General features: G+C 50.5%; 12 protein-coding genes. 11 read left to right on the forward strand and 1 reads right to left on the reverse strand.

All coding sequences use genetic code 11. The features are described 5' to 3' along the window. Window positions 1–91 precede the first annotated feature (91 nt). On the forward strand, window positions 92–1,561 hold the full coding sequence (locus H9Q78_RS10100; protein WP_249301466.1) for an L-fucose/L-arabinose isomerase family protein: 1,470 nt from the start codon (window positions 92–94) through the stop codon (window positions 1,559–1,561). 106 nt (window positions 1,562–1,667) lie between these two features. Here H9Q78_RS10100 and H9Q78_RS10105 read toward each other — a convergent pair whose 3' ends face one another. Next, window positions 1,668–1,814, reverse strand: coding sequence for a hypothetical protein (locus H9Q78_RS10105; protein WP_249301468.1), 147 nt, complete (start codon window positions 1,812–1,814; stop codon window positions 1,668–1,670). 672 nt (window positions 1,815–2,486) lie between these two features. On the opposite strand from H9Q78_RS10105, the gene H9Q78_RS10110 reads away from it, so the two are divergent. The 10 genes from H9Q78_RS10110 (at window position 2,487) to H9Q78_RS10155 (ending at window position 23,275) form a co-directional block, all read left to right on the forward strand. Further along, window positions 2,487–3,206 (forward strand): lysophospholipid acyltransferase family protein, encoded by a 720-nt coding sequence (locus H9Q78_RS10110; RefSeq protein WP_249301470.1) that lies wholly within the window; start codon window positions 2,487–2,489, stop codon window positions 3,204–3,206. 34 nt (window positions 3,207–3,240) lie between these two features. After that, window positions 3,241–3,993, forward strand: coding sequence for a uridine phosphorylase (gene udp, locus H9Q78_RS10115; RefSeq protein ID WP_249301472.1), 753 nt, complete (start codon window positions 3,241–3,243; stop codon window positions 3,991–3,993). 167 nt (window positions 3,994–4,160) lie between these two features. Further along, window positions 4,161–4,907 carry a phosphotransferase family protein gene (locus tag H9Q78_RS10120; RefSeq protein WP_249301474.1) on the forward strand — a complete coding sequence of 249 codons (747 nt, stop codon included), beginning with the start codon at window positions 4,161–4,163 and terminating at the stop codon, window positions 4,905–4,907. Window positions 4,908–6,002: 1,095 nt separating this feature from the next. Beyond that, a complete protein-coding gene (locus tag H9Q78_RS10125) occupies window positions 6,003–8,609 on the forward strand; it encodes an EAL domain-containing protein (RefSeq protein ID WP_249301476.1) in 2,607 nt (868 codons plus the stop codon). Beyond that, on the forward strand, window positions 8,588–12,184 hold the full coding sequence (locus H9Q78_RS10130) for a response regulator (RefSeq protein WP_249301477.1): 3,597 nt from the start codon (window positions 8,588–8,590) through the stop codon (window positions 12,182–12,184). The genes H9Q78_RS10125 and H9Q78_RS10130 overlap by 22 nt, the downstream gene beginning before the upstream one ends. 3 nt (window positions 12,185–12,187) lie before the next feature. After that, on the forward strand, window positions 12,188–12,553 hold the full coding sequence (locus H9Q78_RS10135; protein ID WP_249301478.1) for an Hpt domain-containing protein: 366 nt from the start codon (window positions 12,188–12,190) through the stop codon (window positions 12,551–12,553). A gap of 2 nt (window positions 12,554–12,555) precedes the next feature. Beyond that, the gene (locus H9Q78_RS10140) at window positions 12,556–17,235 is read left to right on the forward strand and encodes a PAS domain-containing protein (RefSeq protein WP_249301479.1); all 4,680 of its coding nucleotides are present in this window, start codon (window positions 12,556–12,558) and stop codon (window positions 17,233–17,235) included. Continuing rightward, window positions 17,232–18,509 (forward strand): ABC transporter substrate-binding protein, encoded by a 1,278-nt coding sequence (locus H9Q78_RS10145; protein WP_249301480.1) that lies wholly within the window; start codon window positions 17,232–17,234, stop codon window positions 18,507–18,509. The genes H9Q78_RS10140 and H9Q78_RS10145 overlap by 4 nt, the downstream gene beginning before the upstream one ends. After that, a complete protein-coding gene (locus H9Q78_RS10150) occupies window positions 18,509–21,868 on the forward strand; it encodes a response regulator (protein ID WP_249301483.1) in 3,360 nt (1,119 codons plus the stop codon). The genes H9Q78_RS10145 and H9Q78_RS10150 overlap by 1 nt, the downstream gene beginning before the upstream one ends. Window positions 21,869–21,874: 6 nt before the next feature. After that, the gene (locus H9Q78_RS10155) at window positions 21,875–23,275 is read left to right on the forward strand and encodes a GntR family transcriptional regulator (protein ID WP_249301485.1); all 1,401 of its coding nucleotides are present in this window, start codon (window positions 21,875–21,877) and stop codon (window positions 23,273–23,275) included. Window positions 23,276–23,326 lie beyond the last annotated feature (51 nt).

The following is a 23,326-nucleotide window of genomic DNA, read 5'->3' on the forward strand; positions in this document are numbered from 1 at the left end:
GAAAAACATAAAATTCAAATGGGCGGAGGAGACCGGAAAGGCCTCTGCCGCCCTATTGGAAATGACAGAAAAGGAAAGGGAGGAATTTGTAATGAACAACGTTCCAAACATCAAAGTCGGCATTGTGGCCGTAAGCCGTGACTGCTTCCCCATGACCCTGTCGGTCAACAGGAGAAAAGCGGTAGCAGCGGCATATGAGAAAAAATATGGAGAAATTTTTGAATGTCCTACCTGCGTAGAAGAAGAGCTTGGTATGAGGAAGGCTCTTTCAGAACTGAAAGAGGCAGGATGCAATGCGCTCGTGGTATATCTGGGGAATTTTGGTCCTGAAACTCCGGAAACCCTGCTTGCCAAAGAATTTGACGGACCGGTAATGTTCGTGGCGGCTGCGGAGGAAACGGGAGATGATTTGGTGGAAGGCCGCGGAGACGCGTACTGCGGGATGCTGAACGCCAGCTACAACCTGAAGCTCCGCGAGGTCAACGTTTATATTCCGGAATATCCGGTGGGGACAGCAGAAGAATGTGCGGACATGATTTTTGATTTCCTTCCTATAGCGAGAACGGTAGTAGGACTCAGAAATCTGAAAATTATCTCCTTTGGCCCCAGGCCCAAGGATTTCCTGGCCTGCAATGCGCCCATAAAGCGCCTTTACGATCTGGGTGTGGAAATTGAAGAGAATTCTGAACTGGATTTATTTGAGTCCTTTAAGCACCATGCAGAAGATGAGAGAATCCCTGGTGTGGTAAAGGAGATGGAGGCCGAGCTGGGCGCCGGGAACAAGAAGCCGGGAGTTCTCAGCCGCCTTGCACAGTATGAATTGACTCTTCTGGATTGGGTAGAGGCGCACAAGGGTTCAAGAGAATTTGTGGCAATCGCCGGAAAATGCTGGCCTGCGTTCCAGACTCAGTTCGGATTTGTTCCTTGTTATGTGAACAGCCGGCTGACCGCCAAAGGAATACCGGTTTCATGTGAAGTGGATATATATGGCGCGCTGAGCGAGTACATAGGAACCGTCGTTAGCCAGGATACGGTGACTCTTCTGGATATCAACAATACGGTGCCTAATGATATGTATGAAGCAGAGATCAAGAAAAAGTATGTATACTCTCAAAAGGATACGTTCATGGGCTTCCATTGTGGAAATACTTCTTCCGGGAAGCTGGTATCCTGCGAGATGAGAAATCAGCTGATCATGACCAGGACGCTCCCCGAGGAGTCTACTCAGGGAACTCTGGAAGGAGATATTGTACCTGGCGACATCACATTTTTCCGTCTGCAGAGCACGGCGGACAGCAAGCTCCGCGCTTATGTGGCACAGGGAGAAGTCCTTCCCGTGGCGACCAGATCCTTTGGAGGAATCGGCATCTTTGCGATACCGGAAATGGGACGTTTCTACCGTCATGTGCTGGTAGAGAAGAATTTCCCTCATCACGGGGCGGTGGCCTTCGGCCATTTCGGCAAGGCGCTGTATAATATATTCCGTTATTTGGGAGTGGAGGATATCGGATTCAATCAGCCTAAAGGTATGTTGTATCCCAGCGAGAATCCATTTGCCTGACTGGTAAAAAGTTCATAGAGGTGTTATAATTTTAGTACCCTCGGTCCGCATGGAAGTGCAGGCCGGGGGTATGATAGTATGATACAAAATATTTTTTGGAATCATTTTAGTAAATTCCGATTACGCTCCAGTTAGGCACCGGCAGAAGTTCCGGACCGTCATGATTTCGGTTCGCTGGCGACGCAGGGGCCGCTTTATCCCCGCTCCAGGAGTACCGCTCACATGTCGACGGAAAATCCGGATGATTTTCCATCTTCGGTTCGCCCAGAAACGGAATCGGTATTTTTCGTTTCTGCCTCCCTCCGCCTGGGGAACACCGGCCGCTGCCCTGCGGCGCTCACCTTTAGGCCGGCCCGGAATCTTTCTGCCGGTATTCTTTCTGCCGCACCGTTTCAGACGACTTCCGTTCCCTTGATTCCAGAAAAGGATCGGATATCCACACGGCCCGCGCGCCTAACGGCAGCGGGCTACGGCAGACCGCCCCAATAGCTTTTGAGGCAAACAGAAGATACGTTGGTGCGGGAGGAGGAGCAGGAGGAAGGATCCGATCCTATCGTAAGGCGAGCACCGCAGAGCCGTTAGCAGGCTCTTCCCGGCCGCAGGGAGGTAAAAACCGAATTTCATGCAGTTTTTTATTGGAATCTGACATGGAAAAATATCGATTTATCCATGTCAGTTGGAAAGAACCGACTGGAGGCCGTAAAGAACCTGGTTACGGCTGCCAGCGAGCCGCCTGGATGGAATCGGATTTCCTCCTGCCTCATCTGGTTGTAAAGATACGCTTGTTTTAAAGATATTTAAAGGTATACCCAAGGGCACCCCTTAATTCATGCCCTCCGGGCAGGCGCACTTCGTGCGGCAAGGTATACTTTCTGGAAATAATAGTAGAGATTTCACCATTTCAGTTAAAGATTGAGGTCTGTTTATGAAACGTATTTGTCTGATGGTACTCCGGCTGTTTTATATTGCGCCCGTCTGGTTTTTCAAAATCTGGAGCTGGGGACGGAATGACAGACACACGGAGGCCGAGAAGTTTGCCCTGCTGAAGCGTGTGACGATCCGGGCCAACCGTGCGGGCCGGGTCGTGATTGAACCGCATGGCCTGGAGAATCTCCCAAAGGAGCCGGGCTATATCATGTTCCCCAATCATCAGGGGCTTTTTGACGTGCTGGGATTTTTGGAAGCGGCTCCAATGCCGTTTACAGTGGTGATGAAAAAAGAAGTGGAAAATATTTTTTTGCTGAAGCAGGTCCGTCTTCTTTTAAAAGCCCAGAGTATTGACCGGGAAGATCTGCGGGATTCTCTTCGGGTGATCAACCGGATGACGGAGGAAGTGAAACAGGGCCGCAATTATCTGATATTTGCAGAAGGGACCAGGAGCAAGGGCGGGAACCATCTTCTCGATTTCAAGGGAGGTAGCTTTAAAAGTGCTATAAATGCCAAATGTCCGATTGTCCCGGTGGCCGTCATTGACAGCTATAAAGCGTTTGACACACATTCCATTGAAAAAGTGACCGTGCAGCTTCACTATCTTGAGCCTCTCCGGTACGAAGACTATAAAGGGATGCGTACCATAGAGATTGCGAAAATAGTGAGAGGGCGGATTGAGGCGGTCATGAAAGAATACGCCGATGACTGGCAGTAAAATGAGCGTTTAGTGGCAGAAAGGAGAGAGAATCATGGATAAGATGTATCATATTGGATTGGATGACAGCCATGGGGCAAAATATGCAATCCTTCCGGGGGATCCGGGAAGAGTAGAGAAGATAGCAGGTTATCTGCAAAATCCTGTATTTCTGGGGCAAAACCGAGAATATACTTCCTGGTCTGGAGAACTGGCCGGAGAACGGGTCCTGGTCATGTCCACCGGCATGGGGGGACCGTCCACGGCGATTGGCGTAGAGGAGCTGTATCAGACGGGAGTCCGGACCATGATTCGTGTTGGAACCTGTGGGGGGATGGCGGAACAGGTGATGGGAGGCGACCTGGTGATTGCCAACGGAGCAATCCGCATGGAAGGCACTTCAAAAGAATATGTGGACATTGCTTTTCCTGCTGTAGCAGATTTCCAGGTGACGAAGGCGCTGGAGCAGGCAGCCATAGATCTGGGCGCCAGATTCCATTTGGGCATTGTCCAGTGCAAGGACAGCTTTTACGGCCAGCACAGTCCTGATCGGATGCCATGTGGAAAAGAATTGGAAGAGAAGTGGAACATGTGGATAAAGGCCGGATGCCTGGCGTCAGAGATGGAAAGTGCCGCCTTGTATATCGCAGCCCAGATTTTAGGGATCAGAGCAGGCTGCATCCTCAATGTAATCTGGAATCAGGAAAGAAAGAAAAAAGGGCTCTCTGACCCCCATTGCCATGATACATCATTGGCGATACGGGCAGCAGTACACGCAGTAGAACTTTTGATCAAGAAAGAACGCTGACTAAAAAGAAAAAAGAAGATAGTAGACAGTCAACAATATAATGGAGAGGTCAAAATTAGACAAATAGAAAACGATAATTCCGTCATTTTTACCAATATCATTTGTGCAAAATGCTGATATAATAAAAGTAAGAGAAGAAAAGTGTTTTGCAGAAATGAGGTGATAGTATGAAGGAAAAGATTTTGATCGCATCTGGAAATCACAATGTGTATCGGGAAGGGAATTATACGGTGAAAGTGTTCCAAAAGGGCTTTCCCAAATCCGAGGTTCTTCGGGAAGCAATGCACATGTCCTTGGTGGAAGGCCTGGGGATGCATGTACCGGAGCTCCATTCTGTGGGACTTACGGAAGACGGGAGCTGGGCGATCACGTATGATTATATTGAGGGAAAAACCTTGATGCAGCTGATGGAGGAACATCCGGAAAAGCTGGAGGAATACGTGGACGGAATGTTGGACTGCCAGCTGGAGATGTTTGAAAAAAAAGCTCCTCTCCTGAATAATTTAAAGAGTAAAATGAAACGGCAGATTCAGAGTCTGGACTGCATCAATGATATTACCAGATATGAGCTTTTAACGAAGTTAAACAGCATGCCGGATCACGCGAAGCTTTGTCACGGGGACTTTTGTCCGTCTAACATCATCGTAGGAGAAGACGGCTGGTATATTTTGGACTGGATTCATGCGTCGCAGGGAAACGCCAGCGCTGATGTTGCCAGGACGTATCTGCTTCTGGCCTTGCAGAATCTGGACGCAGCGTACTATTATCTGAATCGGTTCTGCGAAAGGACCGGTACAGCGAAGATTTATGTACAGAACTGGCTTCCGCTGGTAGCGGCCGCTCAGCTGACTAAAAAGCGGCCGGAAGAGTCAGAGCTTCTGCAGTCCTGGCTGAACGTGGTGGATACCGATTGAATAACGGATAGAAAGTAAATGGTAAGTTAGAAGGCTGTCCTGTAGCTTGAGTGCCGCAGGACAGCTTTTTGTATTATACCTTACCGCACGGAGTGCGCCCGCCCGCAGGGCATGAATTAAGGGATGCCCTTGGGTATACCTTTGAATATCTTTCAAACAAATAATTTATGCGATTGAGCAATAGAATAGGCAAGAGGAAATCCGCTTCCATCCAGGCGGCTCGCTGGCAGCCGTAACCAGGATTTTTGCGGCCTCCGGTCGGTCCTTTCTAACTGTCATGGATAAATCGATATTTTTCCATGTCAGATTCCAACAAAAATCCGCATGATATGCGATTTTTGCCTCCCTGCGGCCGGGAAGATCCTGCTAACGCCTTTGCAGCACTCGCCTTACGATGGAATCGGATCTTTCCTCTCGCTCTTTCTTCCGCACCGAAACGAGCTCTCATTCGTTTTAAAAGCCATTGGGGCGATCTGCCGCGGCCCGATGCCGTAAGGCGCGCGGGCCGTGTGGATGTCCGATCCTTTTATGAAATCATGGGAATGGAAGTCGTCTGAAACAGTGCGGCAGAAAGAATTCCGGCAGAAAGATTCCGGGCCGGCCTAAAGGTGAGCGCCGCAGGGCAGCGGCCGGTGTTCCCCAGACGGAGGGAGGCAGAAACGAAAAATACCGATTCCGTTTCTGAGCGAACCGGAGACAGGAAATCATAAAGATTTCCTGTCGACATGTGAGCGGTACTGCCGGAGCGGGGACAAAGCGGCCCCTGCATCGCCAGCGAACCGAAATCGTGACGGCCCGGAACTTCTGCCGGTGTTAGTCTGGAGCCTGATTGGAGCTTACGAATAATGATTCCAAAAAGTATCTAATATTATACTCCACGGATAGCTTTCGCATTGCCTGGAAACGCCACATGCGATTGAATCTTTATATTTTGTATGTTATACTTTAACTGATTCGAAGATGAACAGAGTTGGATTTTTTACCGGAGCTTTAAATATAAATTGTGAATAAAAGGCGCCCGTCTATTTTTTTCCAGAGAGGTCCTTTCGTCCATGATGAATAAAAATAAGTAAGAAGTCAAAAGGAGACTATGACATGCTTGCAAAAAAAGAAATTTTAGTTGTGGAAGATAATGAGATCAACCGTATGATGCTGTGCGAGATGCTGTCCTCGGAATATGAGGTGCTGGATGCGGAAAATGGACAGGAGGCGCTTGCGGTCCTGGAAAAACACAAGGACGAGATTGCCTTGATACTGCTGGATATCACCATGCCTGTCATGGATGGCTACACATTTTTGTCTATTGCGAAAGCGGACCCTTCCCTTTCGTCCATTCCGGTGATCGTTACCACACAGAGTGACAGCGAGGCGGATGAAGTGTCCGCGCTCTCTCACGGAGCTTCTGATTTCGTGGCGAAGCCGTATAAGCCTCAGATTATTTTACATAGGGTGGCCAGCATCATTCATCTGCGCGAAACAGCGGCGATGATCAATCAGTTCCAGTATGACCGCCTGACTGGACTTTACAGCAAAGAGTACTTTTATCAGAAGGTTAAGGAGACGCTCCGTCAGAATCCTGGACAGCGGTATGATATCATCTGCTCTGATATTGAGAATTTTAAACTTATAAACGATGTTTTTGGCATCCCCGCCGGGGACAGACTCCTGTGCGGGATTGCGGAACTGTACCGGCAGATCGTAGGCGGAATAGGAGTTTATGGGCGCCTGAACGCGGACCAGTTCGTCTGCTTGGTCAGGCATGAGGATGACTATACAGATGAGATGTTCATCCAGACCAATGAAAAGGTCACACATCTTCCCAATGCCAAGAATGTCGTGATGAAGTGGGGAGTCTATTTTGTAGAGGACCGCAGAGTGAGTGTGGAGCAGATGTGCGACCGGGCACTTTTGGCGGCCCGCAGTATCAAAGGGCAGTATGGAAAGTATTTTGCCGCTTATGATGATAAGCTCCGGGATGAGCTGCTGAGGCAGCAGGCCATCATCGATGAAATGGAAACTGCGTTAAAGGAAGAACAGTTTTTAATATATTTGCAGCCCAAATACCGGATACGGGATGACAAGCTGGCCGGTGCAGAAGCGCTTGTTCGCTGGAATCATCCGAAATGGGGATTTCAGTCTCCTGCGGAATTTATCCCGCTGTTTGAGAAAAATGGTTTTATCACAAAGCTGGACCAGTTCGTGTGGGACAAGACCTGCTCTTATCTGCGGGAGTGGGAAGAAAAGGGATATCCCCCCCTTCCGGCTTCCGTTAATGTATCCAGGGCTGATATTTATAATGCGGATATCGCGGATATCCTGATGAATACGGTTGAAAAATATGGACTGCCGCCGTCAAGGCTTCATTTGGAGATTACGGAAAGCGCTTATACGGAAAATCCGGGACAGATCATTGAGACGGTGAGCCATCTGAGGAATCTGGGATTTATCATTGAGATGGATGATTTCGGAAGCGGTTATTCCTCCTTGAATATGCTGAACCAGATGCCGATCGATATCCTGAAGCTGGATATGAAATTTATCCAGAGCGAAACGGTAAAGCCGGCGAATCAGGGAGTTCTCCGGTTTATCATGGAGCTTGCCCGCTGGATGCACCTGAGTGTCGTGGCGGAGGGCGTGGAGACCAGGGAACAGCTGGACCGCCTTTTGGAAACCGGATGCGACTATGTGCAGGGTTACTATTTTGCCCGGCCGATGCCGGAGAGAGATTTCGAAAAGCTGATCAGAGAACAGCAGTCGGATGAGGAACAGGAACAGCAGAGAGAAGAAACAGACAGGGAAGCTGGAGGCGGATACCAAAAGAGTGTCCTTCTGATCGCAGACGAGGATAAAGATTACCGCAATCAGGTCCGGGAGGCATTTCTGGAGTACTTTCAGGTGGTCGAGGCAGCAGACACGGCTTCTGCTCTGGAGGCGGTCGAAACATACAAAGGCCGGATGACGGCAGTGCTCCTCAGCCTTACCCTTCCTGAAGCCGGCGGTTTCGCGGTGCTGACGGCGCTTAAAAGAGACAAGGCGGTGTGGGATATCCCGGTCATCGCTACGGGGAGACTGGACTCTCAGAGGGAGAAAAAAGCCCTGGAGCTGGGCGCTGCCGATTACGCGGTTAAGCCCCATGCAAAGGAGAGCCTGTGGAAAAGGGTGGTCCACGCTATCAGGCTGGCTTCTTTTCAAAAGCGGGAGCGGAATCTGCAGGAGGAAGCTTACCGGGACCACATGACCGGCGTCCTGAACCGGCGGGGATGGGAGGCGGCTCTTGATTCCCTGAGGAAGGAGGAAGCTCCTTTTGCTTTTTACCTTTTTGATCTGGATAACTTAAAGCAGATCAACGATACCTTCGGGCACATGGAAGGGGACCGGCTGATTCAGGAGTTCAGTCAGATCCTCCGTTCTAAAGTAAGAGAAACGGATATTCTGGCAAGATACGGCGGAGATGAATTTGTGGCTGTCATAAAATCTATGCCGTCCGGTGAAACGGCTTTGAAAAAGGGAAAAGAAATCTGCAGGTCCCTTTCGCAATATCACTTTGCGGAGGGCCTGCCGGTGACGGTTTCGGTAGGCGTCGCGCTATGGGAAGCGGAGAACGATATGGAAGAGGTGATGAGAAAGGTCGATCTGGCTTTGTATCGGGCGAAGGCCAATGGCAAAGGCGGATGCTGTCTATGGGAGGAACAGGACGGATGAAGTATGATGCGAAAGATACGGTTCAGGCGTTCTGTCGGGCCTGGTTTGAGCAGCTGGACATTTCGAAAACAGTTTCATTTCTCACGGAGGAAGTGAGTTTCTTTGGTACGGGGATGGATGAACACGCTTCTGGAAAGGCCGAGATGTCCGCATATGTGCAGGAGGATATCAGGGAGATCACAGAGCCGTTTTCCTGTCTGTTAAATGTGGTCCATGAATATCAGCCGGCGGATCATATATGCAGCATATCGGCAAAGCTCAGTCTCGTCAGCTCTCTTTATATCTGGCATCTGCATGCCTTTTTCAATCTGGTGAGGCAGGAAGACGGAAACTGGCTGATCCAGGGGCTTCATTTTGCAGAGCCGGGAAGCAGCCAGCGGGGAAGGGAACATTATCCTAAAACGCTGGTGATGGAGCAAATTGCCAAACAGCGGCAAGAGCTTTTAAATGACTCCATGGCCGGCGGCATGATGGGCGGATACATAGAGGACGGGTTCCCGTTCTATTTTATCAACCGGCAGATGCTGGACTATTTGGGATATGAGGATGAAGCGGATTTTGTAAATGATATAGACGGGATGATTTCCAACTGCATGCATCCGGATGACCGGAAGACCGTGGATGAAGCAGTCGGCGGACAGCTTGCCGGGGCAGACGAGTATATCGTAGAATACCGGATGAAGAAAAAAGACGGATCCTTTATCTGGGTCCATGATCTGGGGCGGAAAATAATTGCGGAGGACGGCCGTCCGGCTATCGTTTCGGTATGTATCGATATTTCGGATCAAAGAAAGATAAGGGATGAGCTTCTGCATCTTTATAATAATATTCCGGGGGCGGTTTTCCGTTGCCGGTATGACGATGATTTTTCCGTAGTCGACGCCAATGACGGCTTGTTTGAATTCCTGGGGTATTCCAGGGAGGAATTTGCCGCCATGGGAAGCCGGATGTCAGCGGTCATCCACCCAGAGGACCTGTCCGGCATGGCGGAAAGGATCAGACGCCAGCTCAGAGAGGGAAACACAGTCCACAGCGAGGTCCGCGTGATCTGTAAGGACGGATCTACAAAGTGGGTGTGCCTAAAAGCGCAGCTCTTTCAGGAAAAGGAGGAAGCGCAGCTCTTTTGCGTATTTATTGATGTTTCGGATGAAAAGCAGCAGCAGGAGCGGAATAAGGAATTATATGAGAGGGAACTGGCTTATTTTGTGGACCTGTCCTCTGAGGAAGGGAGCAGTCAGGGGAGAGTAAATATCACGCAGAACAGGACAGAGAGCTATATTTCCATACGGCAGATGGCCATTGCCCAAATAGGGACTTCCTATGATGAGCTGGTGGAGCACCTTGCGGCGTCCTCTGTTGACCCGTCTTATGGAGAAAAGATTCAGAGTACCCTCGCCAGAGATAAGATACTGGCCGATCATAAAGCGGGAAGGACGGATTATCATTTTGAGTTTCTGCGCCGCCGGAACTGCGGGGACTCATTCTGGAGCAATACGAGCTTCCGCCTTTACCGGGAGCCGGAGACCGGAGATGTGGTCGGATTTTTTTATACCACGGATAACACAGTACATAAAATTCAGGAGCAGCTGTTTCAAAAGATCGCGGAGCTGGATTATGAGCGGCTGACAGACGTCGATATCCGTCAGGATACATACCGTATTCTGTCCTTTGGACACAATGAGGGCGAGATATCTCCCAAAAAAGAATTCATGGCAGATGTCCGCATGACTGCAGAGCGTTTTATGGAAGAAGAAGCAAAGCAGGAATATCTGAGGAAACTGGATTATCAATATATGGAAAAGCGGCTGGCGCAGGAATCGGTCTACTCCTTTGTCATCGAAATGCTCGATGAACAGGGAAAAAAGAGGGTGAAGCGGTTTCAGGTCTTTTATATTGAAAAGAGCCTGGGGAGGGTCTGTGTGGCCCGCAGCGATGTGACGGATGTCGTTCAAAAGGAGCAGCGGCAGAAGGAAGAGCTGGCGGCGGCTCTGGTAGCGGCAGAGCAGGCCAACGCTGCCAAGTCGGATTTTTTGTCCCGCATGTCCCACGAGATCCGGACGCCGATGAATGCCATTATCGGCATGAGCACCATTGCCGCCCAGTCGGTAGGGGACGATGAGCAAGTGGCAGACTGCATTTCCAAGATTGGCATATCTTCCCGCTTTCTACTTTCTCTGATCAATGATATTTTGGATATGAGCCGTATCGAGAGCGGGAAAATGCTTTTGAAGAATGAGAAGATCCCCACAGAGGAGTTTCTGACCGGGATCAATTCCATCTGTTATTCCCAGGCGGAAGCGAAAGGCGTGGATTATGAGTGTATAGTAGACCCGGTGCTGGACGACTGCTATGTGGGCGATGCGATGAAGCTGCAGCAGGTGCTCCTGAATATCATGAGTAACGCCATTAAGTTCACCAGAGAAGGAGGAAAGGTCACATTTTCGGCCTCGCAGCGGCACAGGACAAAAAATGACGCGGTATTGCGGTTCATTGTGAACGATACGGGTGTCGGAATGAGTGAAGAATTCCTGCCTCATATTTTTGAACCGTTTTCCCAGGAGTCCATAGGCACTACGGCAGTTTACGGCGGAACGGGGCTGGGGCTTGCCATCTCCAAAAGTATCGTGGACATGATGGATGGAGCGATCACGGTACGCTCCATAAAGGGAATCGGCACGGAATTTACCGTGGATGTCAAGCTTGGCATATCGGAAGAGGAAAAGCTCCGGCATTTCCCGAAAAAGCAGGATTATAACTTTTCTCATTTGAAAACATTGGTTGTGGATGACGATGTGGTAGTCTGCGAGAGCGCAGTGGTCACTCTGCGGGAAATGGGAGTTATCGCTGAATGGGTAGACAGCGGGAGGAAAGCAGTCGACCGGGTGCAGGAGCTCTGGGATGCAGGCAAGTATTACGATATGATCCTGATAGACTGGAAGATGCCTGGGATGGATGGAATTGAGACGGCTAAACGCATTCGCATGATCGTAGGTCCGGAGGTCACCATCATCATCATGACCGCATATGACTGGATATCCATTGAGCACGAGGCAAAGCTGGCCGGCGTCAATCTGCTGATGAGCAAGCCCATGTACAAATCTACTCTGGTATCGGCTTTTTCCAGAGCGCTTGGTGACAAAAAGGAACAGGAACTGGAAGATAAGGCAGAGGAATATGAATTCGGCGGGAAACGCGTGCTGCTGGCGGAAGATAACGCGATCAATACCGAGGTGGCGGTGATGCTTCTGGAAAATAAGGGATTTACGGTGGATACGGCGGAAAACGGCCTTCGGGCGATGGAGCTGTTCAGCAAATCCCCGGAGAAATATTATGACGCCATCCTGATGGACATTCGGATGCCTCTTATGGACGGGCTTACCGCCGCCGCCAGCATCCGCCATCTCAGCAATGCAGACGCCGGAACAATCCCGATCATCGCGATGACGGCCAATGCTTTTGACGACGATATTCAAAAGAGCAAGGCGGCCGGGATGGACGCTCATTTGGCCAAGCCCATAGACTCGGAGCGGCTTTACCAGACGCTTTATCATTTCATCTCCAGGAAGGAGAGTTGAATTATGTCCGGATTTAGAGAAACCTTTGAAGCTTATGGCGGTGATTATCAGAATACGATGGCGCGCTTCCTAGAGAACGAGGCCTTTTACCTAAGGCTTTTGAATATGCTGTTTCAGGATGATAACATGGAAAAGCTTGGCGAATCCCTGCGGGCGGGTGACCTGACCGGTGCTTTTGAGGCCGCGCACACTTTGAAGGGAGTTGTGGGAAACCTGGGACTTGTACCGCTCTATGCCGCCGTCTGCGCCGTAGTGGAGCCGCTCCGGAACAGGGAGGAGCGGAGCGATTATGCGGCCATGTATGATGTGATCCGGACGGAATTTCAGAATGTGGAGAACCTGCGGCAGGATTTAATGGGAGGAAACTGAATATGACAATGGGGGACTTTCTTACGGTGGAACAGACGGCTGCAATCCTGGACAATGTGCCGGCTGCTATCTTTGTCAGCGATATGGAAGACAGGAGTATTCTCTATGCCAATCGTCTCGCAAAAAAGACCTTATTGCCCCAGGCCAGCGGAGAAGTACGCTGCTGTTATCACCTGGCAGGTTTTAAAAAACCCTGCTTGTTCTGCCACGCCGGCCAGCTGAACCGGACTGAGCCGTTTGTCCGGGAATTCATTCATCCCGGCAATCACCGCATGTATCAGCTGAGCGGCAAGCTTATTGACTGGAATGGAAAGCCCGCTCATATTGAATATGTGGTGGACATCACCGAGAGAAAAGAGGAAGAAGACCGGTCTGAGGCTTTTAAGGAGGAACTGCAGGCCACACTCAGCAGTATTCCGTGCGGTCTGGGCGTATACCGGGTTAAAGGGGAGCAGCTTTCGCCGGTGTTCCATAACCCGGCGTTTTATAGTATCATGGGGTATTCAAAAGAGCATGTCCAGTCGGTCGAACGGGAGACAAACTATTTGGGCGTTCATCCGGAAGACCTCGCCGTCCTTAAGAAAAAGGTTCAGGAAGTGATCAGGGAAAACTCAGCTGGCCAGTATACATACCGCCTGTGGAATAATGAAAAAGGAGAATACCGGTGGATACACCTGGAAGCTACGGTAAAACCCGGAAAGGACGGGACAAAGCTTCTTTACGGTGTGTACAGCGATGTAAGCGGCCAGCAGGAGCTAAAAAAGGAATTGATGGATGCCAATGCCAGGACCAAGGACATCATCAATGCGATCCCCGGCGGCGTGGCCATCTACCGTGTATCAGACATATTTGAGACCCGCTATTTTTCCGACGGCGTTCCGGAGCTGTGCGGATATACGGTGGAGGAATATGGAGAAAAGGTAAAGGGCGATGCGTCGGAGATGACCTATTGGGAGGACAAGGATATGGTGGTCTCCAAGTTACGGAAAGCCATTAAAGACCAAACGGTGGCGGATTTCGAATTCCGGAAGCAGCATCGTGACGGGCATATCGTTTGGGTCCATATCCAGGCCAGGCAGATCGGGGAAGAGGAGGGATGCCCGCTCATTCAATGCGTGTTCCACAATATTACGGATCTGAAGGAAGCACAGCTGGAGCTCGGACATCTGGTCAATTCTATTCCCGGCGGCATCGCCAGCTATCGGGTAGAAGAGGACCGGTTTATACCTACTTATTATTCTGACGGTGTGATGGAGCTTTCTGGGCATACAAAAGAAGAGTTTATGGAACTGGTCCGGGATGACGCCATGAATGTGATATACGAACCGGACCGGGACCGGGTGTCTCAGGCGGCGAGAGCTGCGCTGGCGAGCGGAGAGGTCCTGGATGTTTCTTATCGGATGAAGCATAAGGACGGGAATATACTGTGGGTTCATCTCAACGGCCGGCGAATGGGCCCGTTTTCTGAGAAAATGGGATTTTATGCCGTCTTTACCGGCATGTCGGCAGAAACCCATCTTTATCAGAATATTGCCAATGAATCAGCCGACGGGATCTATGTGATCGATAAGGAAAACTATGACTTGCTTTATGTCAGTGAGTCAAAAAACCTGTTTACCTGTGGGAATCCCAGCCTGGGAAGGAAATGCTATGCCGCTCTGCACGGCAGGAGCGCTCCGTGCGAGTTTTGTACGCTCCAAAGTGAGCCGGAGGGAAAAGAGCATGAAATGGCTGTCGGTGAAGACGGCCGGTTTTATGCGACCCGGTTCCGGGAGACAGACTGGAACGGGGTCCCGGCATACATAAAATTTGTCCGCGATATTACAGAAGCGAAGAAGACCAAGAAAGAAAAGGAGCGCCTGGAAGAATATTTCCAGACGATGGCCAGAAATCTTCCGGGAGGCGTGGCAGTCGTCCGGTATGAGGAAGACGGCCACATGACGCCAGAATATTTTTCCGAAGGATTTGCCGCGCTGACCGGCATGTCCATGGAGGAAACATGGGAAGTTTACCGCCAGGACGCCACAAACGGCGCTCATCCCGATGACGTGGACTATATTAAAGAGCAGCTGGCTATGTACATGGCCAGCGGAACAGATCATTATGAAATGTCACATAGGCTGAGAACAGGAACAGATGATTACATTTGGGTGAAAGCTTCCTTTTCCATTATAAAGAACCGGGAAGGTGAGAAACGTCTGTACGCCATATATCATGATATTACCAAGGAAAAGGAAGAGCAGGAGCAGATACGGAAACAGTATAATGACCTGATCATGCAGCATTACAGGACTCCGGGGCCGGACGCGCTCATCGTGGGCCACTGCAACATTACAAAGAACAAGATACTGGAGATCATAGATTATACGGATACCGGCGTGCTGGAGCGGTTCGGCTCGGTCCGAGAAGAATTTTTTACCGGGATTTCCGGACTCGTTGTGGATCAGAAGGACCGGCAGAAATTTTTGAATACTTATCTGAACGCTCCGTCACTGGCCGCTTTCCAGAGGAATGAAACAGAACAGATAGTGGAATGTTTCATTCAGATACCGAATGAGCCCAGCGGCCGGTATGCCCAGTTTAAGATGAATATGGTGTCCACACCGGATAATGGTGACGTGACAGGAATCCTGACGGTGACAGATATCACAGAAAGGACCATATCTGACCGAATCTTGCACCAGCTTTCCATCAGCGGATATGATTTTGTCGTCGATGTGGATCTGATTAAGGACACTTACAAAATCCTCTCTTACAGCGAGAACGCCGATTGCGTTCCGCCGAGACAAGGATGCCATACGGAATGGATGAATCATATGCTGGACCACAGGATCGTTCCGAGGGACAGAGAGCAGTTTAAAAAAGGACTGGATCCGGCGCTCATGACTGATCGGCTTAGGAAGGACGGTCCCTATACCTTTGCGTTCTCCATCACGGACGATAATGGAGATATCCGCACGAAAAATATGACAGTTTCTGTAATTGATTTTAGGCTGGGGAGGGTCTGCCTATCCAGGACGGATATCACAGATTCTCTCCGGGAGCAGCAGGGTCTGCTCAATATGATAGCCTATACCTTTGATCTGGCAGGCTTTATTGATGTCGTCAGCGGGCGGCTGACCATGCACACCCGCCAGACGGTACTGGAAAATTTGTCTCCGTATTACATTGAAAATTACGACAAGGCAATCGAACGTTTTGTGGACCAGTATGGACCCGAAAAACGAGATGATGATGCAGCTTCACAGTTCCGTTTGGAAACCATAAGGAAGCGCCTCGAGGAAGAGCCGGCGGGATATGAGTTCCTGCTGCCATATCATACAGAACAGGAAGAGAGGTACAAACAGATAAATGTCCTTTGGGGAGATCAGGATCACAGGACGATCTGCCTGGTTCGGGCAGATGTCACGGATATGCTGGCCGCGGAGAGAAAGTCTCAGTCTGAGCTGGAAAATGCGCTGGATCAGGCAAAAAAGGCGAATCAGGCAAAGAGTGAATTTCTTTCTGCCATGAGCCACGACATCCGCACTCCCATGAACGCGATCATGGGGATGACTGCTCTGGCTCTGGCCCATTTGGATGAGGGAAGCCGCGTGGAAGAATATCTGCGCAAAATTTCAGTTTCTTCCAGGCATTTACTGAGCCTGATCAATGATGTGCTGGATATGAGCAAAATAGACGGGTCGAAGATAAAGCTGAATCGGATGAATGTTTCTCTCACAGAGCAGCTGGAGCAGCTTACCGCGATGATGGCTCCTCAAGCGAAGGCGGCAGGACTTGAATTTGAGATGAGCACTGAGAATGTACGCCATACTCACTTTTACGGAGATTCCCTGCGCATCAATCAGATCCTCATCAATCTTTTGAGCAATGCGGTCAAGTTCACCCCAGAAGGGGGCAGAGTAAGTCTTCTCACAGAGGAGCTTCCGGGAGAACAACAGGGTTATGTGCGCTACCGTTTCACGGTCAGGGATACGGGAACTGGTATTTCGGAAGATTTTCTTCCTTTCATTTTTGAGCCTTTTACCAGGAGCGACAGTGCAGCCCAGATTGAAGGGACGGGCCTTGGCCTCAGTATCACGAAGGGCTTGGTGGATCTGATGGGCGGCAGGATTTCCGTGTCGAGCCGGGCCGGCCAGGGGACGGTGTTTCAGGTGGAGCTGGAATGTGAGATTGCAGAGGGGGCAGAGATGCCTGAGGACAGCGGGAGCGGGGAAGAGGTACGTCCGGCCGGTGAGATGTCATTGGCCGGGCGCTGCATCCTGGTGGCGGAGGATAACGCGATCAATGCGGAGATCACCTGCGGGCTGCTGAATATGTTTGGGGCCAGGGCCGTGGTAAAAAACGACGGACGGCAGGCGGTGGAAGAATTTGGAAGCGCTGCTCCGGGGACTTATGACGCGATCTTGATGGATATCCGAATGCCGCAGATGAACGGGTATGAAGCCGCGCGGGCCATCCGGGGAATGGAAAAGAGGGCGGACGCGGCGGTGATCCCAATCATCGCGATGACGGCCAATGCCTTCGCTGAGGATGTACAGCTGTCCCTGGAAGCGGGGATGACCGCGCACGTGGCAAAGCCAATAGATGTGGAAACGCTGCGGGCCGTTCTGTACAGCGCGATGAAATCTGGGAGTTGTGGACAGGAAGGTAACAGTGGACATGGAAGGGGGAAGGGATGAAAGACAGATTGACAGGAGCGCTGCTCGTCTTATCTTTTCTCATACTTGTCTCTGCCGGATGCGGCAGCAAAAACAGGGTGATGAATTATGAAAATCCGGAAGACCGGGAGATCACGACCATCACGTTTTTTGGAAATAAGTACGAACCGGAAAACGTCGCGATAATTGAAGAGATCATTTCTGATTTTATGACGGAAAACCCGGATATCCGTGTGTCCTATGAGAGCCTGAAAGGAAGCGGCTATTACGAAGCGCTGAGAAAACGGATGGCGTCCGGCAAAGGGGACGATGTCTTCATGGTAAATCATGACGTTCTTCTGGAGCTGGAAGGAAAGGGCCAGGTGGCAGATCTGTCCGGCCTGAGTACCCTGGAGGAATACACAGACCTCATGAGAAGCCAGATGGATGAAAACGGAAAGGTCACCTGGGTACCGACCACTGTTTCGGCTTTTGGACTATACTGCAATCTGGATCTGTTAAAGGAACATGGCCAGAAGGTCCCCGGAAACCTGGGGGAATGGGAAGCGGCCTGTGAGTATTTTGTGAAGCAGGGGATCACGCCGGTCATTGCCAATAATGACATTTCCATAAAGACTCTGGCCATAGGCCGGGGGTTCTATCCGGTTTACCGGGAGGGCCGTCAGGCGGAGGTGTTTGAGCGGCTGAACGGCGGGCAGGAAAAGCTGAGCGGATACCTGACAGAAGGATTCTCTGTCGCGGAGGAACTTTTGCTTTGTGGATATATTGATGCGGAGAAGGCCTTGGACACTGAGAAGACTTCCGACGATCTTCAGGAATTTGCCGAAGGGGAGTCGCCGTTCATGCTCACGGGGGCCTGGGCCGCCGGACGAGTGAAAGGGATGAACCAGAAGCTTACCTTTGAAGTAGCGCCTCTTCCTGTCCTGGAGGATGGCGCGCTGCTTGTCATCAATGCGGATACGCGTCTGAGCGTGAACGCCGGAAGTGAGCATCCCGATGCGGCGATGCGGTTTGTGGAATATTTCACAAAGGCGGGAAATATACAGAAATTTGCGGATGAACAGTCCTCTTTCAGCCCATTGGCCGGAGGAAGCGCCTCCGCGGTGAAAGAGATCCGTCCGCTGGTGTCCTGCTATGAAGCCGGCCGGACTGTTATTGGGACGGACAGCCATCTGGAACTGCCAATTTGGGATTTGACCGCGGAAGCTTCGAAAAGGCTTCTGTCGGGGGAAACGCTGGAGAATGTAATGGAGTGGATGGACCGGCAGGCGGAAATAGAAAGGAATGAGCCTTGATGAAGCGAGAGGCAGGCAATATAAAACTTAAAATCACCCTGGCGGCTGTGCTCGTCGGCATCATTCTGGGATGTATGACTTTCTTCTTTGTCAGCGCAGTCCAAAAGCAGCTGTGGCAGCAGTCCATCGGCACGATTCTGGAGAGCACCCAGCAGGGCTGCAGTACACTGCGGGTACAGCTTCAGGAAGAATTTAAGGTAATGAATACGGTCGCGGGCTATATAGACCAGTTCACGGCAGATCAGAGCAGTGAGCTGGAGCAGTTCGTAGGAGGCTATAGTCAAGTGGACAGCGGCATCAGCCTGTATCTGGAAGATGGCTCCTGCTATCCGGCGGAAGCGCGGGAAGATGAAAAGGCGGCGGAGGCGCTTGCTGAGACAGGTCAGAATAGTGGAATAATCGATCCGCATATCAGCAGCGTCACAGGCGCCAATGTATTCAACTTGTACACTCATGTCACACTTCAGGACGGGACGGAAGGATTTCTTCTGAAGGAGTATGAGGTAGAGAGTATTGTAGACAGCTTTACCCTTTCTTTTTATAATGATTCCGGGTTTTCCTATGTGGTTGATTCCGGGGGAAATGTGCTGATTCGTCCGCCCCATCCAAAAAGCAATAAAACGGTGCAGAACCTGTTTGATATGCTGTCGGAAGGGGAGAACGATCAGGCCAGCCTGGGGCAGTTTAAACAGTCCCTGCTGGAAGCCAGGACAGGATGGGCTACTTTTACTTACCAGGGGGAGGACACTGTATTCTGCTATATTCCTCTGAAGCTGCAGTCCGACTGGTATTTGATCTCCATCATTCCAAAGAGCGTCGTAAGCGCGCAGACCAACCAGATCGTGCTTCGCACCCTCACTCTGATCGCGGCGATCATATTAGGGATCACTCTGCTGGTGGCGCTTTATTTCCGATATATCAGCCGTACGAACCGGAAGCTGAGAAGTCAGGCGGATTACATCAGTCATCTGTATAATGCGGTGCCGGAAGGAATCGCCCTGGTGACCGTGGAACGGCCCTATCAGTTTCTCCAGCTCAATCAGGAAGGAATGCGTCTTCTGGGCTGCGGGGAAAATGCGCTTTTAGGTATTCTTAAAGAAAAGTACCTCGAAGAGATCGTTTTTCCGGAGGATTATGAGGCACTTGCGGAGATTTTCCGGGATACGGCGGCGGGGAAGCATAAGAATACGTTTGAGAACCTGATATTGAAGGCGGATGGCAGTTCCTTCTGGGCGGCCGGACTCGTGGAAAAGACGCTGGATGAAGACGGCAGGCCGATTCTGATCATGATGTTCCATGATATCACAGCGGAGAAGCTGGCAGAAGAGGAAGAAGAAAGAGAAAAGCTGCAGGAACGGATGATGTTGGTCGGAGCAGTTTCCAATGTCTATCCGGTGATCATCAGCCTGAATCTGAGCCAGGATACACTTAAATTTATTTACACACAGCCTGGACTTCTGGTCAAGATGGGGGAGCAGGAAACGTACAGCGAACTATATCAAGATTTTATCCCTACGGTACATCCGGATAATCTGGAAGAGTTTAAGAGACGTTTTGAGCCGGGATATCTCCTTCGCACATTAGGCAGGGAAAGAAACGAGATATTCATGGAGCTCAGGCAGATGCTTAAGGATGGACGGTACCACTGGACATCGACACAGATCATTTCGGTGGAAAATCCTTATTCCGAGGATAAACTGGCAATTCTGATTTCCCGCCGCATTGACGAACAGCGCTATGAGGAGGAACAGCAGCGCCATGCGCTTGAGAGCGCCCTGGAGAACGCGAAAGCGGCAAGTCTGGCCAAGAGCCGTTTTTTATCCAATATGAGTCACGACATCAGGACTCCTATGAATGCCATTGTCGGCATGACGGCGATTGCCGCCGCCCATCTGGACGAGCGGGAACGAACGATGGAGTGCCTGAAGAAGATAGGCTTATCCAGTCAGCATTTGCTGAGTCTCATCAACGATATATTGGATATGTCCAAAATTGAAAGTGGGAAGCTCTCTCTGCGGGAAGAACCGTTCAACCTTGCGGAGCTGGTCTCCGATGTCACAGAACTGGTCCGGACACAGGCGGATGCGGGACAGCTCCGGATGAAGCTCCACCTCGCGGTGCTTAAAAATGAAGCGGTGATCGGGGATCCGCTCCGCATTCGACAGGTATGCTTAAATATCCTGAGCAATGCCGTTAAATATACGCTGCCTGGAGGAAATATTAATATTGAACTGGAACAGGAAGCGGCCAGACAGCCGGGATATGAAAGCTATGTGTTCCGCTGTACGGACAGTGGGATTGGAATGAGTGAAGAGTTTTTAGATAAGCTGTTTCAGCCTTTTGAACGGGCGCAGGACTCCACAAGCAGCAAGACGGTCGGAACAGGCCTTGGAATGGCGATCACCAAGAATATCGTGGATCTGATGGGTGGAGTTATTCATGTGGATAGTAAGCTGGGCGAGGGATCTGCTGTAACCGTTGTGATGCCTCTGCGGGTGCAGGATGTACAGCCGGAGGAGGTCCCCGGCGAGTGGGAGGGGGTACGCAGTCTCATAGTGGATGACGACAGGCAGAGCTGTGAGAGCGCAGCCATCCTTTTGGAAGATATGGGGCTTCGGGCACACTTTGTTACAGAGGCAGAGACCGCTGTCAGCCGGATCGTGGAGGCGAAAGATTCGCCGGACCCGTATGAGCTGGTCATCATGGATTGGAAGATGCCGGACATGAACGGGGTGGAAGCCACCCGGCGCATCCGGCATGAGGTGGGGGATGAAGTTCCCGTTATCATCTTAACAGCTTATGACTGGACGGAGATTGAAAACGAGGCAAGGGAGGCCGGTGTGACGGCATTTTTATCAAAACCGTTCTATCGTTCTAAAATCTGCTATCTGTTGAATGAATTAAGCGGAGAAAAGAAAGAGGGAAAGCAGATAGTCTTTTCCGACAAAAAAGATTATACTGGAAGACGGGTCCTGCTGGTGGAGGATAACGCCATGAACCGGGAGATTGCTCATGAACTGATCGGAGAGATGGGCCCTGAGGTGGAGGAAGCCTTCGATGGAGCGGAGGCGGTGAGGAAGATGTCTGATTCGGAAGAAGGTTATTATGATCTGATTTTCATGGATATCCAGATGCCGGTCATGGACGGATACGAAGCGGCAAAGGCCATCCGCAGGCTGAAACGGACGGATGCGGGAAAGATCCCTATCATTGCGATGACGGCCAATGCGTTTGAAGAGGATGTGAGAGCGGCTCTGCATGCTGGTATGGATGCTCATTTTGCAAAACCAATCGATATAGAGGAACTGAAAAAATTGCTGGATCAGTATCTGAAGAGCTGTGACAGAAAGAAGGCATGACAGAGAATGGGGCGACAGAGTGAAAAAATCAATAAAAGCAATGGTCTGTGCAGACTTGTCTACGACTATTATGAGACGCGGATCCGTTTTGGATTTTATAAGTTCGGTGACAGCCTGCCGCCCATTTCTCAGATCTGTACGGTTTTTCATCTGGGACGCGCGACAGTCCGGTCTGCCCTGGCCATGCTGGAAAAGGAAGGGTATATCCGGAACGAGGAGAGAAAAGCGGCTGCAGTGATATTCCAGGCGGATTTCAGCCTGTTCGGGGAGAATGCCGCGAAATATTATGTGCCGCGGAAAGAAGGTATTCTGGATTTTAACGAGTCCGGGAGACTGCTGATCGTACCGTTATGGGAAAGGGCACTGCAAAGCTGGGGAGAAGAAAGATGGAGGCAGATCCTGCAGGATCTGGATGCGGTCATATCTGATGATGTGCCTCTTACAGTAAAATTTTATATGAACGTACTAAGCACATGGGATAACCAGCTGATTCTCAGCCTTTTTTGGGAGGGTATCCGATATCTGCGTTTTCCTTACTTATCCGGCAGAGACGAACCGAGAATTACCGTTCAGGAGCTGGAAGGAGTTCTGAGGAAAGATTCTGTATCGTTTTTGAAACAGGAGTTTGAAAGATCTTATAATGAGATGGTACAGGGCCTGTTCTCTTTTATAGAACAGGCTTCTGTGAGATATCAACTGATGGACGTGGAGCCGGTTCCGTTCCGCTGGAATATCCATAGGCAGCCACAGATACGGCATATTCTTGCTTCACAGATCATCCGGGAGATCATGGGCGGAACGTATCCTGTCGGCAGCTATCTTCCGTCTCTGCCTCGGATGAAGGAGAGGTATGGGGTGTCCCTGACCACGGTCCGGCGGGTACTAAGCCTTTTGGAGACCTTTGGCGTCACGAAATCCTTTCAAGGGAAGGGGACACAGGTCTGTATGGAGCCCCGCGAGCTGGATCTTTCCAGGACAGAAATCAGGGAAAGCCTGAAGCTGTATCGAGAAAGCCTGCAGCTTCTGGCAATGACGGTCCGGGACGTATCGCTGTATACCTTGGGACACACGACAGAGGAAAAATTGACGGAACTGCAGGCAGGCATGTCCCGGATCTTTCGGAAAAAGCGAAGTTATTTATGTTTTGACGTATATCTGACGTTTCTTATAAAGGAATGTCCTTTGGCAATGGTCCGGGAATGTTATAAAAAATTGGCGGAACTGGTGGTATGGGGATGTCCTTTTACGCTCTTGCAGCTGAGGACGGAAAATCTCGATACGATATATTCAGAATCGGCAGTACGGATGGCCGGGTATTTAGAAGACCGGGATCTCGAAGCTTTCTCCGAAGAATGGAGAGAGCTTTTGGAGCGGGAGGAGAAACGGTGTCCGCCATCTGCAGGATAGGAACTGCCCATATGGAAAATCAGCAAGCGGATTATTTGGACAGCGAGGAAG

Origin of the sequence: Qiania dongpingensis (genome assembly GCF_014337195.1) — a bacterium.
In the GTDB taxonomy this organism is placed as follows: Bacteria; Bacillota; Clostridia; order Lachnospirales; family Lachnospiraceae; genus Lientehia; species Lientehia dongpingensis.

What these genes read in the sequence shown, in the direction of transcription:
- H9Q78_RS10100 (WP_249301466.1), top strand. Translation starts at nt 92, where the DNA reads ATGAACAACGTTCCAAACATCAAAGTCGGCATTGTGGCCGTAAGCCGT.
- H9Q78_RS10105 (WP_249301468.1), bottom strand. Translation starts at nt 1,814, where the DNA reads ATGGAAAATCATCCGGATTTTCCGTCGACATGTGAGCGGTACTCCTGG.
- H9Q78_RS10110 (WP_249301470.1), top strand. Translation starts at nt 2,487, where the DNA reads ATGAAACGTATTTGTCTGATGGTACTCCGGCTGTTTTATATTGCGCCC.
- udp (WP_249301472.1), top strand. Translation starts at nt 3,241, where the DNA reads ATGGATAAGATGTATCATATTGGATTGGATGACAGCCATGGGGCAAAA.
- H9Q78_RS10120 (WP_249301474.1), top strand. Translation starts at nt 4,161, where the DNA reads ATGAAGGAAAAGATTTTGATCGCATCTGGAAATCACAATGTGTATCGG.
- H9Q78_RS10125 (WP_249301476.1), top strand. Translation starts at nt 6,003, where the DNA reads ATGCTTGCAAAAAAAGAAATTTTAGTTGTGGAAGATAATGAGATCAAC.
- H9Q78_RS10130 (WP_249301477.1), top strand. Translation starts at nt 8,588, where the DNA reads ATGGGAGGAACAGGACGGATGAAGTATGATGCGAAAGATACGGTTCAG.
- H9Q78_RS10135 (WP_249301478.1), top strand. Translation starts at nt 12,188, where the DNA reads ATGTCCGGATTTAGAGAAACCTTTGAAGCTTATGGCGGTGATTATCAG.
- H9Q78_RS10140 (WP_249301479.1), top strand. Translation starts at nt 12,556, where the DNA reads ATGACAATGGGGGACTTTCTTACGGTGGAACAGACGGCTGCAATCCTG.
- H9Q78_RS10145 (WP_249301480.1), top strand. Translation starts at nt 17,232, where the DNA reads ATGAAAGACAGATTGACAGGAGCGCTGCTCGTCTTATCTTTTCTCATA.
- H9Q78_RS10150 (WP_249301483.1), top strand. Translation starts at nt 18,509, where the DNA reads ATGAAGCGAGAGGCAGGCAATATAAAACTTAAAATCACCCTGGCGGCT.
- H9Q78_RS10155 (WP_249301485.1), top strand. Translation starts at nt 21,875, where the DNA reads ATGGGGCGACAGAGTGAAAAAATCAATAAAAGCAATGGTCTGTGCAGA.